Annotated in this window: 17 protein-coding genes and 1 pseudogene; 9 read left to right on the top strand and 9 right to left on the bottom strand. The window is 61.3% G+C overall.

Translation table 11 applies throughout. The features are described from left to right. Window positions 1-40: 40 nt before the first annotated feature. Together BKP54_RS14020 and BKP54_RS14015 are read left to right on the top strand one after the other, a co-directional pair. Window positions 41-244 (top strand): hypothetical protein, encoded by a 204-nt coding sequence (locus tag BKP54_RS14020; RefSeq protein WP_057212448.1) that lies wholly within the window; start codon window positions 41-43, stop codon window positions 242-244. After that, the gene (locus BKP54_RS14015) at window positions 241-627 is read left to right on the top strand and encodes an MmcQ/YjbR family DNA-binding protein (RefSeq protein ID WP_051509197.1); all 387 of its coding nucleotides are present in this window, start codon (window positions 241-243) and stop codon (window positions 625-627) included. The genes BKP54_RS14020 and BKP54_RS14015 overlap by 4 nt, the downstream gene beginning before the upstream one ends. 112 nt (window positions 628-739) lie before the next feature. Here BKP54_RS14015 and BKP54_RS14010 read toward each other — a convergent pair whose 3' ends face one another. Beyond that, window positions 740-1318, bottom strand: a complete 579-nt coding sequence (locus BKP54_RS14010; RefSeq protein ID WP_025426248.1) for a dihydrofolate reductase family protein — start codon at window positions 1316-1318, stop codon at window positions 740-742. A 249-nt stretch (window positions 1319-1567) separates the two neighbouring features. Here BKP54_RS14010 and BKP54_RS14005 point away from each other — a divergent pair, with 249 nt between their 5' ends. Further along, window positions 1568-2485, top strand: a complete 918-nt coding sequence (locus tag BKP54_RS14005) for a bestrophin family protein (protein ID WP_025426247.1) — start codon at window positions 1568-1570, stop codon at window positions 2483-2485. 125 nt (window positions 2486-2610) lie between these two features. Then, entirely contained in the window at window positions 2611-3027 is a 417-nt protein-coding gene (locus BKP54_RS14000) for a hypothetical protein (protein ID WP_057211496.1), read from the top strand. A 9-nt stretch (window positions 3028-3036) separates the two neighbouring features. Here the strand turns inward: BKP54_RS14000 and BKP54_RS13995 are convergent, their stop codons facing one another. Next, a complete protein-coding gene (locus BKP54_RS13995) occupies window positions 3037-3657 on the bottom strand; it encodes a glutathione S-transferase family protein (protein WP_025426245.1) in 621 nt (206 codons plus the stop codon). Window positions 3658-3795: 138 nt separating this feature from the next. On the opposite strand from BKP54_RS13995, the gene BKP54_RS36495 reads away from it, so the two are divergent. Both BKP54_RS36495 and BKP54_RS36490 read left to right on the top strand, forming a co-directional pair. Continuing rightward, window positions 3796-4032 (top strand): hypothetical protein, encoded by a 237-nt coding sequence (locus BKP54_RS36495; protein WP_245317832.1) that lies wholly within the window; start codon window positions 3796-3798, stop codon window positions 4030-4032. 77 nt (window positions 4033-4109) lie between these two features. Next, window positions 4110-4526 (top strand): DUF4198 domain-containing protein, encoded by a 417-nt coding sequence (locus BKP54_RS36490; RefSeq protein ID WP_245317831.1) that lies wholly within the window; start codon window positions 4110-4112, stop codon window positions 4524-4526. A gap of 109 nt (window positions 4527-4635) precedes the next feature. Here the strand turns inward: BKP54_RS36490 and BKP54_RS13985 are convergent, their stop codons facing one another. After that, entirely contained in the window at window positions 4636-5007 is a 372-nt protein-coding gene (locus BKP54_RS13985; RefSeq protein WP_025426243.1) for a hypothetical protein, read from the bottom strand. A gap of 92 nt (window positions 5008-5099) precedes the next feature. Here BKP54_RS13985 and BKP54_RS13980 point away from each other — a divergent pair, with 92 nt between their 5' ends. Continuing rightward, entirely contained in the window at window positions 5100-5852 is a 753-nt protein-coding gene (locus tag BKP54_RS13980; protein WP_025426242.1) for a DeoR/GlpR family DNA-binding transcription regulator, read from the top strand. Window positions 5853-5932: 80 nt separating this feature from the next. Here the strand turns inward: BKP54_RS13980 and BKP54_RS13975 are convergent, their stop codons facing one another. Further along, complete coding sequence (locus BKP54_RS13975; RefSeq protein WP_025426241.1) at window positions 5933-6940, bottom strand: asparaginase; 1008 nt, start codon at window positions 6938-6940, stop codon at window positions 5933-5935. A 72-nt stretch (window positions 6941-7012) separates the two neighbouring features. On the opposite strand from BKP54_RS13975, the gene BKP54_RS13970 reads away from it, so the two are divergent. Further along, window positions 7013-7750, top strand: a complete 738-nt coding sequence (locus BKP54_RS13970; protein ID WP_025426240.1) for a DUF3750 domain-containing protein — start codon at window positions 7013-7015, stop codon at window positions 7748-7750. A gap of 369 nt (window positions 7751-8119) precedes the next feature. Here BKP54_RS13970 and BKP54_RS13965 read toward each other — a convergent pair whose 3' ends face one another. The 3 genes and pseudogenes from BKP54_RS13965 to BKP54_RS13955 form a co-directional block, all read right to left on the bottom strand. After that, a complete protein-coding gene (locus BKP54_RS13965) occupies window positions 8120-9130 on the bottom strand; it encodes an NAD(P)H-quinone oxidoreductase (protein WP_025426239.1) in 1011 nt (336 codons plus the stop codon). 32 nt (window positions 9131-9162) lie between these two features. Beyond that, complete coding sequence (locus BKP54_RS13960) at window positions 9163-10020, bottom strand: alpha/beta hydrolase (protein WP_025426238.1); 858 nt, start codon at window positions 10018-10020, stop codon at window positions 9163-9165. Beyond that, a pseudogene (locus BKP54_RS13955) lies at window positions 10020-10954 on the bottom strand (choline ABC transporter substrate-binding protein). The gene BKP54_RS13960 and the pseudogene BKP54_RS13955 overlap by 1 nt, the downstream one beginning before the upstream one ends. A 104-nt stretch (window positions 10955-11058) precedes the next feature. Here BKP54_RS13955 and betI point away from each other — a divergent pair. Further along, complete coding sequence (gene betI, locus BKP54_RS13950) at window positions 11059-11649, top strand: transcriptional regulator BetI (RefSeq protein WP_025426236.1); 591 nt, start codon at window positions 11059-11061, stop codon at window positions 11647-11649. Between the two features lie 52 nt (window positions 11650-11701). Here betI and BKP54_RS13945 read toward each other — a convergent pair whose 3' ends face one another. Then, window positions 11702-13498, bottom strand: a complete 1797-nt coding sequence (locus BKP54_RS13945; RefSeq protein WP_025426235.1) for a GGDEF domain-containing protein — start codon at window positions 13496-13498, stop codon at window positions 11702-11704. Window positions 13499-13965: 467 nt separating this feature from the next. Beyond that, window positions 13966-14514: an HdeD family acid-resistance protein gene (locus BKP54_RS13940; protein WP_025426234.1), complete on the bottom strand. Its 549-nt coding sequence runs from the start codon at window positions 14512-14514 to the stop codon at window positions 13966-13968. Between the last annotated feature and the right edge of the window lie 122 nt (window positions 14515-14636).

The raw sequence follows: 14636 nt of genomic DNA, 5'->3' as shown, positions 1-14636 counted from the left end.
AACAGGCAGATGCTCTGAAGCATCGAAAGGATGGCCCGCCATGCTGAAGATTTTCTCCCTGTTGAAACCGACCCGATCTCTTACCGACACCCGACAGGACGCCTCGCTCTCCTGGGCACGCGACCCATTGCAACATCCCGATCTCGAACGAATGGACGGGCGCGAACTCGGCGACCTGCCCTTCCCGGGCTGGCCCTGGCCGCGGACCGGCAATTGCGATTGCGCCTCGGCGGCCAGGCGATGAGCCACCCTCCGGCCGCGCATAATGGCCGCCCGAGCGAAGACCTCGACGGTCCTTTTGCCCGCGTCGTGACGCTGGCCGAAGCCTCTGGCCTGCCGGAGGTGTCGCTCGGCACCTCCTATGGCACGCCCGCTCTCTTGGTAAAAGGCAAGAGCTTTGCGCGCATGAAGGACGCCGACACCCTGGTGGTCATGTGCGCGCTCGAAGAAAAAGAAATGCTGCTGGAACTCGATCCGTCACTCTTCTTCGAAACCGATCACTACAAGGGATGGCCGGCGATGCTGGTGCGTCTTGGAGCGATCGACGACGCGAGCCTGACACAGAGGCTGATCGCCGCCTGGCGCGAGAAGGCGCCGCGGAAACTGTCAGCCGACTTTCCGGCCTAACTCGACATTCCTCGTCGCGTGGGCCTGGCGGATCACCGGGCCGTTACCCGACAAATACCTGCTATGCCACGCCGTTAGCTCCCTGCCTTTGAACCCAAGCCAGCCGGATCGCTCAATCGCCGACGGCATAAACGAGGCTGACAGTGCCGTCCGGGCGCGACTTCGCCTCGTTGAGCTGCAGGCGATGCCGTTGCGCGATCGTTGCAAACAGCGCCTTGCCCTCCCCCACCACCAGCGGATGGATCGTCAGGCGCAACTCATCGATCACGCCCCTGTCGAGCAGGCCGGAAACCGTCTGCGCGCCACCGACCACATAGATGGTCTTGCCCGACCGTTGCCGCAAAGCGTCAACATCCGCTGCGTCGCGCAGCACCGTCGTGTTCGCCCAGCGCACGCCGTCGAGCGTGTTGGACAGCACATAATGCGGCGTGTTCAGGGCGAAGTCGGCGTATTCGATTTCCTCTGGTGTCGGCAGGTTTCCGCTCAATTCGAGCGGGCTGTGCGGGTCGGCCTTGATCGCGCTCCAATATTGTTCGTAGCCCGAATACATGCCGCTTCCGAGCACGCAGGCATCGATTTCGGGCAAGAGATCAAAGGTATCCGACCAGGACTCGACCCAATCGGCATAGCCATCGGGACCATCGATCTTGCCATCGATGGACATTTGCATGCCGGCAACAACCTTGCGCATTTTCGTCTCCTCTTCGATGCTCTCATCAAGGACGAGCGGGACGCCCGCGTGCCGACAGGGTGCCTGAAATATCGTTGGAGACTGGTGCCGCGGTGCAGGCGGCGAAAAGGACGGCAGCGGGAAGATCGCCAATTTACATTGCTGGTCATGGCAAGGCACGGATGCGGGCGCTGACAACATCGCGCGCTCTTCCAATTTTCGTGTCCCGCCTGTACCGATGCTAAATCCTTGCCGCACAGGTACCCGTCGATGATCGTTCGCGACCGCCCCAGCCTCCCCAAGCTCTTCTTCATTCTGCGCGGCTCGGTCATCCAGCGGATCTTCCCGCAGGTGCTGTTCGTCTTTGCCCTGTCAGCCGGCGTCGTCTGGTCGCACCAGGCCTTCCCGACGATGGTGCCGAGCGTCAACAGCGGACCGTTCGCGCTTTTGGGCATCGCCCTTTCGGTGTTTCTCGGCTTTCGCAACAATGCCTGCTACGACCGCTGGTGGGAGGCCCGCAAGGATTGGGGGCAGCTGATTTTCGTCTCGCGTGACTTTGCCCGCCAGACACTGATCCTCGAAGCAGGTGACGCGGACGGCGCGCGGGCACGTTTGCTCAATCTGGTGATCATCTTTGCGCAGACGCTGGTCTGCCACCTGCGGCCGGGCAGCAAGCCCGACAAGGCGTTGCGGAGGCTGCCAGCGGATCTCCTGCCTACCTACAAGGCAAGCCGCAATGCCCCGGACCTGCTGCTGCGCGAGATCGGCGGCCTGCTTGCCAGCCTGCGTGCCACTGAGAGGATCAGCGACATTCAGTACATGATGCTGGACGGCACGGTCGGACGCATGTCGGCCGTGCTTGCCGCCTGCGAGCGCATCCGCAACACGCCGGTTCCCTTCGGCTACACGTTGCTTCTGCACCGCACCGCCTATCTCTTCTGCTTCCTCCTGCCCTTCGGATTTGCCGATGCGCTCGGGTGGGCGACGCCGTTCGTAACGGCACTCGTCGCCTACACCTTCTTCGGTCTCGACGCGCTTGGCGATGAACTGGAGGAGCCGTTCGGCACGCTGCCGAACGACCTGCCGATCGTGGCGCTTGCCGATACGATCGAGATCAATCTGCGCGAGGCGCTTGGAGAAACCGACCTGCCCGAATTGCCGCAACCGAAGGATTACATGTTGATGTAGCCGACAGATTTCCAAGGACCGCAGGCTTGTGGCAACACACGCCAGGATAGCCATGATAACTCATTGCAGCTTCCAGCTTTGTTTTCTATTTGCTATGCAGGGTGTCCTGAAAGCGAAGGTTTCGAATGCGGCTCAGCAAGGCATTGAACGGACTCATCGTAAGCCTCGGCCTTGTCGTTGTTCTCATGCTTGTGATGAACTTCAGGGTGGCCGAATTCGGCCGTGCCTCCAGCGCTGACAACCTTACGGTCGAGGAATGGCAGCAGAGGAAACGTGCTCTTCGCGAAGAACGCCACGCCTTTTCCCGTGCAGTGACCGGGTGCAGGCTTGGGATGGAAAAGCGAATTGCCGAAGGCCGGATCGCCAATGTCGACCTGGCGAAGCTGGGGTCCCATTTTGACGTGCGGCTGGCAGAGATTCCGGCAGCCTATTGCCGCCTGTTCGTCCGCGCCATTATCGACGATCAGATCAGCTACGGGGAATTCGTCGCCTGGGCAGACGAACCCCCGCTCGACCTGCCCGAGAGACTCGCTGGCCGTTAGCCCCGATCCTTAACCCTTCAGAACCGCGAGAACCCGGGCGACTGCCGGCCGCTGCGTCATGCGGTTGCGGTGGTCCAAAATCTTCGGGAAGCGTGTCGGGTCGACGCCATCCGGCTCGAGCCAGCCAGCGATCGTGAACAGGTAGGGGTCGGCGATCGAGTAGGTGTCGCCGGTGACGAAGGGACCGGCGAGCATCCTGGTTTCGATCAGCTCGAAACAATCCGTCATATTCGAAGCAACCTTGGCCCTCATCGCCTCATGCGCCGCCGGGTCGTCGGCCCAGCGCGAGCCACGCCGGCCGTGGGCATGGGCGACATGCACGGTCGAGCAGAGATAGCTCAGGAAGGATTGGATCCGTGCAAACTCGAAGGCATCGTCGAGCGGTGCCAGCTTCGCTTGCGGAGCGCTTTGGGCAATGTAGGTGAGGATCGCCGGGGTCTCGGTAATTGTGCCGCGATCGGTGACGAGCGCGGGGACACGCCCCTTCGGGTTGATCGCGAGATAGTCGGGCTTGGTCTGTTCCGCCTTGGAAAAATCGACCGGCGCGGCCGTGTAATCGATGCCAGTCTCTTCCAGCGCGATGTGCGAGGCCAGCGAGCAGGTTCCCGGGGTGTAAAACAATTTCAGCACGTTACTCTCCTTGCTAATCAAGGCGACCCTGGCGCCGCCTTCGGGCCGCAGAAGAAATGAAGTCTCCTCGGTTGACAAGCCGAACATGACTTCAATACAACGTGAACGTAACGTTATAACATAATTTCGGAGTCACTCATGAAGACCTTGATTTCCTCCCTGCTTGCCGCCGGTCTGCTGGCCACCGCAGCCACGCCGGCATTTGCGCATGGCGCCTGGATCGGCGAGCGCTGGGGCGACCTTGCGGTGATCTACGGCCACGGCCCCGCCGACGAAGCCTATGATCCGGCCAAGGTGAAATCCGTTTCTGCCCTCGGCGAGGATGGCACGGCATTGCCGGTCACCATCGAGCGGCCGGCACCCATGCCCTGCTGAAGCTCGACGGCGAACCGGCCCTGCTCGCGCTCGAATTCGACAACGGCTACTGGAGCCAGGGTGCTGACGGCAAATGGGTGAACAAGCCGAAGAGCGAGGTACCAGGCGCCAAACAGGCGAGCCACTCGGTGAAATACAGTATCGCGCTTGTGCATGTGCATGGCGACATGCCGGCCTTCCCGGCCCAGCCACTGCAGATCGTGCCGCTCGACAATCCGATCGGGCTGAAGCCCGGCGAAAAATTTCGCGTCCGCCTGCTGCTTGATGGAAAGCCGCTCGAAGGCAAGGAAATCACCGTCGACTACGCCGGACTTCCGGAGCTCGTCTCCGAAAAAACGGACGCGAAGGGCGAAACCGAAGTGACGTTGCGCAATGCCGGCGTCAACATTCTCGCCGTCAGCCACGCAATTCCGCTCGAAGCGGATACCGCCGCCGACAAGAAGGGGCTGACGGCAACGCTGACCTTCGTCGCCGAGCCGCACGTGCACGAATAAGTCCACGCCTTTCCGGGTAGCCGGCGCAAGTGCGACAAGGCACGCGTCGCGGCATGCCCGGCACCAATCCGCAGCCCCGGCGAGCTATACCCGCCGGGGCTGCTGTCGCTCAGGCGACCTGCGCTTCGCTGCAGCCGGGCACATCTTCGAGGTTGTAATAGACCGGAATGCCGCGCTCCCGGGCAATGCGGACATCATTGTCCGCCCCCTTGCTGTCGCCCGGCAGACGCAGCACGGCATCGCAAAGCGCCAGCAGGCGCCCGGCGACGGGATGAAAGATCTCCTCGTAGAGGTCGTCACCGATGCTGGCGCCGCCGGCGGCATGCCAGACCGGCAGCGCCACCCACTCCCCGATAACAGGCACATGGCCCGCCCTGAAGAGGGCATAGGACGGTTCCTCCAGACGCTTCAAATTTTCCGCCATCTTGGCCGGATCGTCGCCCGTACCCGAGCGATAGGGACCCGCAATCAAGATCAACATGATTTTTTCCTTACTTTGCACGATACACCCAGATAACTCTGGAATATTCATGATATTTCGTGTAATATCGTGAAGAGTCAAGGAGCGAAATGATGCTGACCACACAGAGACGAGCGTTGATCTCGGCGCGGCTAAGCCGCGATGGCGAGATCGTCGCCAAGCGCCTGGCGGATGAATTGCAACTTTCCGAAGATACGATCCGCCGTGACCTCCGGGAAATGGCGGCCGAAGGGCTGCTGAAGCGGGTGCATGGCGGTGCGCTGCCGCTGACACCTGCCCTACCGGACTTTGCCACACGCCAGGAAATTGCTGGCAACGTCAAACGCCGGCTCGGACGCAAGGCAGCCGGGCTCGTCGCACCGAGGCAAACGATCTTTCTCGATGGCGGCACAAGCAACGCCGAAATCGCCAGAGCGCTTCCGCGCGAGATGCGGCTGACGATCATCACGCACAGCCCGACCATTGCGGCGGAGCTGGAGAGACATGAGGCGGATGTGATCCTTATCGGCGGCAGGCTTTACAAGCACTCCATGGTGGCAACGGGTGCGGCCGCCCTGGCGGCCATTACCGCTATCCGTGTCGACATCTTTTTCCTGGGCGTCACCGCGATCCATCCGGTTCATGGGTTTTCGACCGGCGATTACGAGGAGGCCGCCGTCAAGCGCGCCATTCTTGGCCAAGCCGCCGACACCTTCGTCATCGCGACAGCCGAAAAGTTCGATGCCGCTTCGCCGCACCACGTCGCCAACGCCGAAGACATTGCCGGCCTGATCGTGCCGGAAGATATGAACGATGATGCTCTCGGCCCCTATCGCGACAAGGGCATGGCGCTTCTGTCGGCGTGAGACGCGGAGTACTGGTCGCTACGGGGCGTGTGCAACAACGCGCGGCCGGGATTCCTGCGCGCGCGTCATTCCGATCGACATCAGGCGGCGAAGGCGTCCGTCACCCTGACGTCACCGACCGGGATGCCGTTCCAGTTCTTCATGGTGTGGTTGGCCTGCGCCATCAGTGCCGCGTGCACGTCAGGCTCGCCCCGAAAGAAGCGAGCAAGCGTAGCGGTGACCATCGCCTCGGCAGCACGGGTGGCACCATCCCCGCATTTGACGGCGATGGCGATGCCCTTTTCCGGGATCGCCGCGCAGAACACACCTTCGGCGCCGGTTTTCGCGAAGATCCGGCCCGGTGCCGTTTCCATCAGCCGCGTGCAGCCGCGCTTCGTGCCGGCGACGTAGAAAGGCTCGGCCATGCAGGCTTCGATCAGCCGCTTCGATGCGCGCGCGCGTTCGGGCGCGAGACCGACGCCAGTCGCCATTTTGGCAAAACCGTGCGCCAGCCCCTTCAGCGGCACCGCATAGGTCGGGATCGAGCAGCCGTCAACGCCGCAATTGTCGCGGCCGAGGATCGCGCCGGTGAGGTTTTCCATGGCGCCACGGATTTCCTGCTGCAGCGGGTGATCATAGCCGACATAGCCCTTCACTTCAGTGCCTGAATGGCAGCAGGCGCAGATGAAGCCGGAATGCTTGCCGGAGCAATTGTTGTGAAGCGCGCTCGGCGCCTCCATCGAGCGCGCCTGGCCGATCAGCGTCTTCTGGTCAGACGACCAGTGGGCGCCGCATTCGAGCGCCGACACGTCGCGGCCGGCAGCAGCCAGCATCTTCGTGGCAAGCGCGACATGCTCCGGCTCGCCCGAATGCGAGGAGCAGGCGAGCGCCAGTTCCTTGTTGCCGAAGCCGTAAGCGTCAGCAGCGCCGCTTTCCATCAACGGCAGCGCCTGCATTGCCTTGCAGGCCGATCGCGGGAACACGCCGCTCTCGGTATCGCCCAGCGAAAAGACCGTACGGCCTTCGCTATCGACAGCGATGACCAGGCCGCGGTGACGGCTTTCGACCAGATTGCCGCGCGTGACTTCGACGAGAACGGGATTCGACATGTCTTGCCCTCAAATTTCCTAGATTAGTGCATGCATTTAGCAGGAATCGGACAACAGGAAACCGGCGCTTTCATGAAATTCATCCGCAGGCTCGTCGCCGTCTTTCTGGTCATCTACCTTCTGCCGGCTCTAGCGTCGGCCGGATGGTGGTATATGAAGGAGCGACCGCAGAGTTGGCGCCATGCCGATTGGTCTTCGGCGGGCATCCTGCCGAAGCCGGCGCAAAGCCCGGATGCGGCGGTCTATATCTTCTCCGCCACGACGGGCGGCATGAAGGGAGCGGTCGCCAGCCACGCCTGGATCGTCACCAAGCAACAGGGCGCCCAGGCCTATAATCGCTACGACAAGGTCGGCTGGGGCAAGCCGATCCGCAGGAACGCCTATCAGGCGGACGCCCGTTGGTATTCGAACGAGCCGCGATTGGTTGCGACCGCCAGCGGCGTCGAGGCGAGCAGGCTGATCCCGAAGATCGAAGCGGCAATCGCTGCCTACCCCTATTCATCGGCCGGCGGCTACCGGATCTGGCCGGGGCCGAACTCAAACACCTTCGTTGCCCATGTGCTGCGCTCGGTCCCCGAACTCAATGCGGTGTTGCCGCCAGATGCTGTCGGGCGCGACTACCTGCCGGAGGGGAAACTGTTCCAGATCGACGCCGATAGCCGCGACCTGCATGCGACGCTCTATGGCCTCGCAGGCATTTCGGCGGGGGTGCGCAGCGGCCTGGAGCTGCATTTCTTCGGCCTCGTCGCCGGTTTCGACATTGCCAAACCGGGCATCAAGATCCCGGCGGTCGGGCGTTTCGGTATTTGACGACATCGCAGGCGCACGCGCACGCCGGCGCAGAATGCATCTGAAGATCGGGATGGGAAATTGCATGGCGGGCTAGAAATGGAAAAGGGCCGCGCGAGGCGACCCTTCCATGAGTTTTGGCCAAGTGGCTGGCCCGGGCTTAGGACCCGAAGGAAGGCGGGAATCAGGCCGAAGTTCGCCTCGACGTGTTCACCTCTCCCATGCCTGTCACGACGACCGAAATCTCATTAGACATTGGATCACCTTCCTTTCTGTTCGTTAGCGATAATTTCAAGGTAGGTGAATTTCCCGGGATTGCAAGGCCGACGAAGGTCGTAACTCAAGCTAGGTTATGATGCGTTTCGCATGGTCACGACGAACTTCGCGCGGTCATGACGAGGTTCGCATGGTCATGACGATCTTGCCGATGTGGTCGCCCTCTTCCATCATCCGGTGTCCGTCCGCCACCTGTTCGAATGGCAGCACCGCGTGGATGACCGGTGCGACGCTGCCCGCTTCGAGCAATGGCCAGGCGGTTGCCAGCAGGCCGTCGCGGATCGCCTGTTTCTCTGCCGCCGTTCGCGGGCGGAGCGCCGAACCCATGACATGCAGCCGCTTTGACAGGATCGGGGCGATGTTGGCGGCCTCGACCTTGGCGCCGCCGAGAAAGGCGATGATCGAGAGCCGGCCATCCTTGGCAAGCGTACCAATATTGCGGTCGAAATAGCGGCCGCCGACCATGTCGAGGATGACGTCTACGCCGCGACCGCCGGTTTCCTCCAGCACGACCGACTTGAAATCTTCGTCGCGATAGTTGATCGCCCGTTTCGCGCCGAGCGCCTCGCAGGCCCGGCACTTCTCAGTATTGCCGGCGGTGGCGAAGACCTCGGCGCCCAATGCTTTTGCCAGCTGGATTGCCGTCGTGCCGATACCGCTCGATCCGCCGTGGACGAGGATGGTTTCCCCCGCTTTCAGCTCGGCCATGCCGAAGACATTGGCCCAGACAGTGAAGAAAGTTTCCGGCAAGGCTGCCGCTTTCACCGCGTCATACCCTTTCGGCCAGGAAAGCGCCTGCGTCGCCGGCACGGCCGCATACTCGGCGTAACCACCGCCGTTCGCCAGGGCGCAGACCTTGTCGCCGATCGAAAAACCCTGCGCGCCCTCGCCGAGAGCCACCACTTCACCGGCAACCTCCAGCCCGAGAATGGGGCTCGCCCCGGGCGGCGGCGGATAGTCGCCCTTGCGCTGGAGCACATCAGGCCGGTTGATGCCTGCCGCTTCGACGCGCACCAGAATGTCGCCCGGCTTGAGCGTCGGCAATGGTCCCTTCGACAGCACCATATTTTCCGCCCCGCCCGGGGACGGAAGATCAACGAAGGTCATTTCAACTGGAAGGGACATGGCTCTACCTCAAGGACTCTCAAGCGTCATACCTAGCGCCGCCCATGCGTCGCGGAAAGGCCCGATGTCGATCCGGGTTGGCCGACCTCATCGCCGAGAAACGAGAGGATCAGCGCTGCGACATCGGCAGGACTCTCCCAATGCGGGTTGTGGCCATGGCCGTCGAGCGTGATGGAGCGCACGGAGGCGAAGGTCTCGGCAAGAACCTGCCGATGCCCGATGTCAAAAAGAGGATCCTGTGCTCCGGCGATGCACAGCACCGGCGCTCTGACATGAGTCGCGCGCGATTTGAGATCCGTCACCGCGAGCGCATCAAGGAGCGTTCGCCAAGTCGTCATCGGCATCGCTGCGGCTTCGCGGCGCAGATGCCTTAGGAACGCCGTGTCGACCGACCGACTGCAGGCATGCCAGCGGTCGAAGAAGGCATCGTCGGGACCAAGCGGGTCTTTGAGCCCGCGTATCGCCCGGGCGACCTCCGTCCCCGGACCAAAGTCCGGCTTGAGGCTTCCCGAGAGCAGGATCAATGCACGCACCGCCTCCCGGCGGCGCGCGGCAATATCGACAGCAATCATCGCTCCCATGGAATGACCAACAAGCACAAACTGGTGAATGGCCAGGCGATCGGCCAGACAATCGACATCGTGGGCGAGTTCGGCAATCGACATCCCTTCCCTGGGCATCGAACCGCCGTGTCCGCCGAGATCTGGAATGATCAGGCGATATCCGCCTAAGGATGGCGCGATCAGGGAAAAACTGCGGCTGGTATCGGAGTAGCCGTGCAAGAGAAGGAGAACCGGCCCCTGCCCGTGATCGACATAGGTGAACTGCTGGCCGCCGGGCAGTTCTATTCGCCGCTTGGCGGCCGCCCACGACTGCTGATCGATCACCATCAAAGACCGAGCGCGGCTTTGACCGCGGCCAGCCCCGGCTGCCGTCATAGGTCGTTACGCCAGCGAGCCATGGTTCCAGACGCTGCGGTTCTTCCTTGATCGACTTAGCCCCTGCCTCATCGGGCGACAGGCCGTCATTCATCAGGTAGCCCATGCCGCGGTTCTCGAAATCGACGTCGAAAACCAGATTGTTCAACAGGCGGGCGACATTCGGGCACTCCTGAAGGTATCCCTTGCGTACCTGCGTCGACACCGTCGCCGCGCCAAAATTCGGACCGTAGAACTTGTCGCCACCCGTCAGGTACTTCATCGAAAATACAGTGTTCATCGGATGTGGCGCCCAGCCCTGGAATACGATGAAGGCCTTGTCACGAACCCGACGCGTCACCTCGGACAACATGCCCTGCTCGCTCGACTCGACCACTTCCCAGTCTGCCAGACCAAGATCTGGATCCTTGATGGCATCGAGCATCAGTTGATTGGAGCCAGGTTCGATGCCGTACATCTTCTTTTCGAACTTGTCGGAGAAGGGTTTCAAATCCGAGAAATCCTTGACGCCCGCTTCCCAGACGTAGTCGGGAACGGCAAAGGTGTATTTTGCCCCCTCAAGATTGGTTCGCACGGTCTCGACCGAACCGTCCTCCCGGTAAGGCTTGTAGTAGGCGACCATAGCCGGATCCCAGTAGCCGAGAAAGACGTCGAGATCCTTGCTGCGCAGGCTCGTATAGATGACGTCGATGCCGAGAAGCTTGCTTTCCGGCTCATATCCAAGCGCCTTCAGCAGGCTCAGCCCGACGCCGGTCGTAAAGGCCAAGTCATTCCAGCCGGGCTCCGCCAACCGCACGCTTTTGCATGCCTGCGGATCACCGGCAAAGCCGGAACTTGTGGCCGTCAACAGAGCAGCGGCAAATATCAGGCTCTTCAAATGCAGCATCGCGATCCTCACAATTGTCCGTCGGGACTTCAAATTGACCCACGGGTCAGCAATTGATCTTCCTGGAAAGATTGTCAATGTGAGAATCGCTTGGGAGAAACCGCATGCGATTGACGAAAATCAGTGAGATCAGGCGCCGCGAGCTGCGGCGGGCGGCCTTTGAGGTCCTGCAGAAAGAGGGAATGGCCGGGGCGACCCTGGAAAAGGTGGCGACGCATGCCGGCGCCTCGAAGGGCATCGTGCTGCATTATTTTGCCAGCAAGCAGGAACTGTTCGAGCATGCCATGCGCGAGGCGAACGCTTCCTTGAAAGAAGCGGTGGTCGAGAGGCTGCATCGCGCACGTACCCCGCTCGAGCGGATGGATGCGATCATTGAGGCCAATTTCGAGGAACGCTTCTTCCAGCCTTCCGTCTGCCACGCCTGGCTATCGCTTTGCGCCGAAGTGCCGCGCGAACCGCAATTGGCGCGGATTCAGAAGATCATTCACGCAAGGATGCGGTCGAACTTGCTGTCGGCGCTGACGCACATCCTGCCTGCGAACGAGTGCGAAGATGTGGCGCTTGCCATTACATCGTTGATCGACGGGCTGTGGCTGCGGCTCGGGCTGCAGTCTGAAGGGGGGCTGACACGCGACATGGCACTTGCGCAGATGCGCGACTACCTGGTCCATCGCCTGCCAAAAACCCAGGCGTAAATGGACGCAGCGGCACTCATTGCCGACTGCAACGTGTTTGCCCATCCACGCGTTAGACGCCGAGCGCCTCCAGAACGAGGCCGCTGGCGCTGGCCTTGGCACGAGACTTGATCTCGGCGATGCGGGCGCTGACGGCTTGGCCGTCCGAAAACACAAAACCTTCCGGCAATCCGAGAACGGCGATCGAACAGCGCATCAGCGGAAAATCCTTGGCCGTGCCATCGCGGCCATGACCGCTGATACGCCCCTCTGCCTGATGCTCCGGTAGATAGAGCTGGCGGACATCGGAGGCGAAATCGTCGAGTAGACGGTGAAGAACGACCTGCAGCTCATCGACGGTGCAACCGCTGATGCCGACGAAGAAATCGTCGCCGCCGACATGGCCGAGGAACTTTTCTTCGCCAATGAAATGCCGCCGCAGCAGGGCGGCGAAAAGCGAAATCGCCAGATCGCCCTTCTGAAAACCGTAGGTATCGTTGAACGGCTTGAAATCGTCAAAGTCGCAATAGCAGAAATAGCGCGGCTGATCGCCGTCGAGGATCGCGTCCTGAACGTAATCGCGGATGGCGCGATTGCCGGGCAATCCGGTCAGGGGGTTCTGCTCCTGCGCCGTCTTCAACTGCTTCTCGTTGATGATCTTCAACAGCGACGATGCCGACAGGATGCCTGCATAGCGCATATTCTCGGTCAGGATCACACAATCGCTGCCGTCCATGCCGGCGAAAATCTTCAGCATCTCGTCGGCCGGCGTATCGAGATCGGCGATCGGCGCCGGGCTTGCGAAATGCGAGATGCGGCGCTGGTAGAGCCGGTTCTTCAGCAGGTCGCGGCCGAAGGGATGATAGATCATCTCCTTGACGTGATATTCGTGCAGGATGCCGCGCGGTTCGCCGTTGGCGTTGAGCACCGGAAAGAACGCCTGACGGGGATTAAGCCGGAACAGATCGAACACGGATTCGAGTTCGTCGCTTTCGCGCACCGCCGGCAGCTGTTCGATCTGCTTGCGGATCAGAATGCTGTCGAGCGTCGCCGACGAGCGGTGACCGCCGCCATTCAAGGCCAAATGCGGATAGGCAGGCTGCAATTCGCTCAGGTGCGTCGTCGGCCGGGCGATGAAATAGCCCTGTACGAGGTCGCAGCCGAGATCGCGACAGGTCTGGAACTCCGCCTCGGTCTCGACGCCTTCGGCGATGACCCGGGTGCCGAGCACATGGGCGGTGTTGACGGTGTGGCGCACCAGGTGGCGCTTGCGCGCATCGGCGTCGATGCCGGAAATGAAATGCCGGTCGATCTTCACGTAATCGACGGGCTGATCGCAGAGCAGCTTGAGGCCATTGAAGCCGGCGCCGAAATCATCGATGGCCAGCTTGAATCCGGCCAGCCGCAGTTCGCGCACGAGCGCCGAGAAATCCGGCATCTTGCCGCTGTCGAAACGTTCGGACAGCTCGAAGCATAAGGACGACGGCGCGATGTTGGCGCGCTTCAGGTGATTGACGAGGCGCTCGACGATCGCGTTTTCGCCGCCGACCAGGCGGGAATCGAAATTCAGGAACAGCGTGCGGGTGGAAAATTCCGGCAATGTCGCGAAGCCTGCGACGGCACGACTGTTGACCATATGCTCGAGCGCCAGCAACTGGCCGGCCTCTTCCGCCTTGTCGAGCAATTCCAAGGGCGAGGCAAAGCCCAGCTTTTGAAAGCCGCGCATCAGTGACTCGTAGCCGAACACGGCACCGGTTGCCGCTTCGACGATCGGCTGGAATGCGCTTTCGATCACAAGCTTTGCAAGCGTTACGATCTGGTCGTCGCCGAACCGGCGAAGCGAGAGAATTTCGGCGGGGGCGGCGGACATGCCGGGCTCCAGAAGATTGAGAACGGACGATCGGACGGCCGCAGGATGGCGACCAACAGTCAACGAAGTCTTTCCCCAATATGAAGCTTTGATGAAAGCTATATGACAGCTCCGCCCACGCTGATCATTATCGAACTTTCTAATAAAATCAGTAGTTTCATCGAATTTTCCCGAACTGCGGAAAATTGGTCGCAACAGGTTCAGGTGATGCGATAACGAGTGCATGCCACGACCGAGAAAGATCGCGGCAAGCGCAAACATCGTGGTCCAGAGCAGTCACACTGCAAGCAGGATCAGTGCCATGCCGGACAGGGGCACCTGTAGCGCTACACCCGAGATGGCGATCAGCGCTGGGATGAGCGTCGTTACACGGGCGGCCCGCACGGTCGCCTTCCCAATACGCCAGCCAACAGGCACGCTCTGCTTACAATCCCACCCGAACACGGCAAAGGCGAGCGAGCCGTGCGCTAGCCTTTTGCCAACACCCCGAAGGCGATCAGCGACAGACCCTGCATCACCAGATCGACCGCCAGGAACAGGCCGAGGATCCAGAGGCTGTTGACCGGCCAGCCGGCGGCAATGATCAGACCGGCGGCGAGCGTGACCAGACCGCCGAGCGCGACCCATCCCCAGCCCTGGATCGGCCGCAGCTTGAAGCTGACCCAGATCCGGAAGCAACCGGCGACGACGAGTGCGATGGCCATCAGGAAAGTGAGGACGGAGGAGGCCAGCACCGGGTTGATGAAGGCAAAGAGCCCGGCAATGGCGTAGCAGGCGCCGCTCAGCACCCAATAGAGCACGCTGTTCCAACCCTTGACCTGAAAGGCATGGGCGAGATTGAACAGGCCGCCGACGAGCATGATCAGCCCGACATAATAGACCGAGGCCACCGTCGCCATCAGCAGATTGCCGAAGGCAAGGCCGCCACACATGATCAACAGCACGCCGAGCGCGACGAACCATCCCCATTTGCCGGCAACCGCCGCCTTGCCAGCCGGATCGAATGCATGGGTCATTTCAACCTCCAGTCCTTCTGATATCCAGAACTCTACCATCGGATTGAGCCGGATTTCTCCGAAAAAAGAAAGAGAAAACATCGCAAATTTTTATTGATTGATGAGTCAATCAAAAATAAACT

It is taken from the genome of Ensifer sp. 1H6 (assembly GCF_001976035.1).
Lineage (GTDB): Bacteria > Pseudomonadota > Alphaproteobacteria > Rhizobiales > Rhizobiaceae > Ensifer > Ensifer canadensis.
This window is presented reverse-complemented; position numbering and strand designations above follow the sequence as displayed.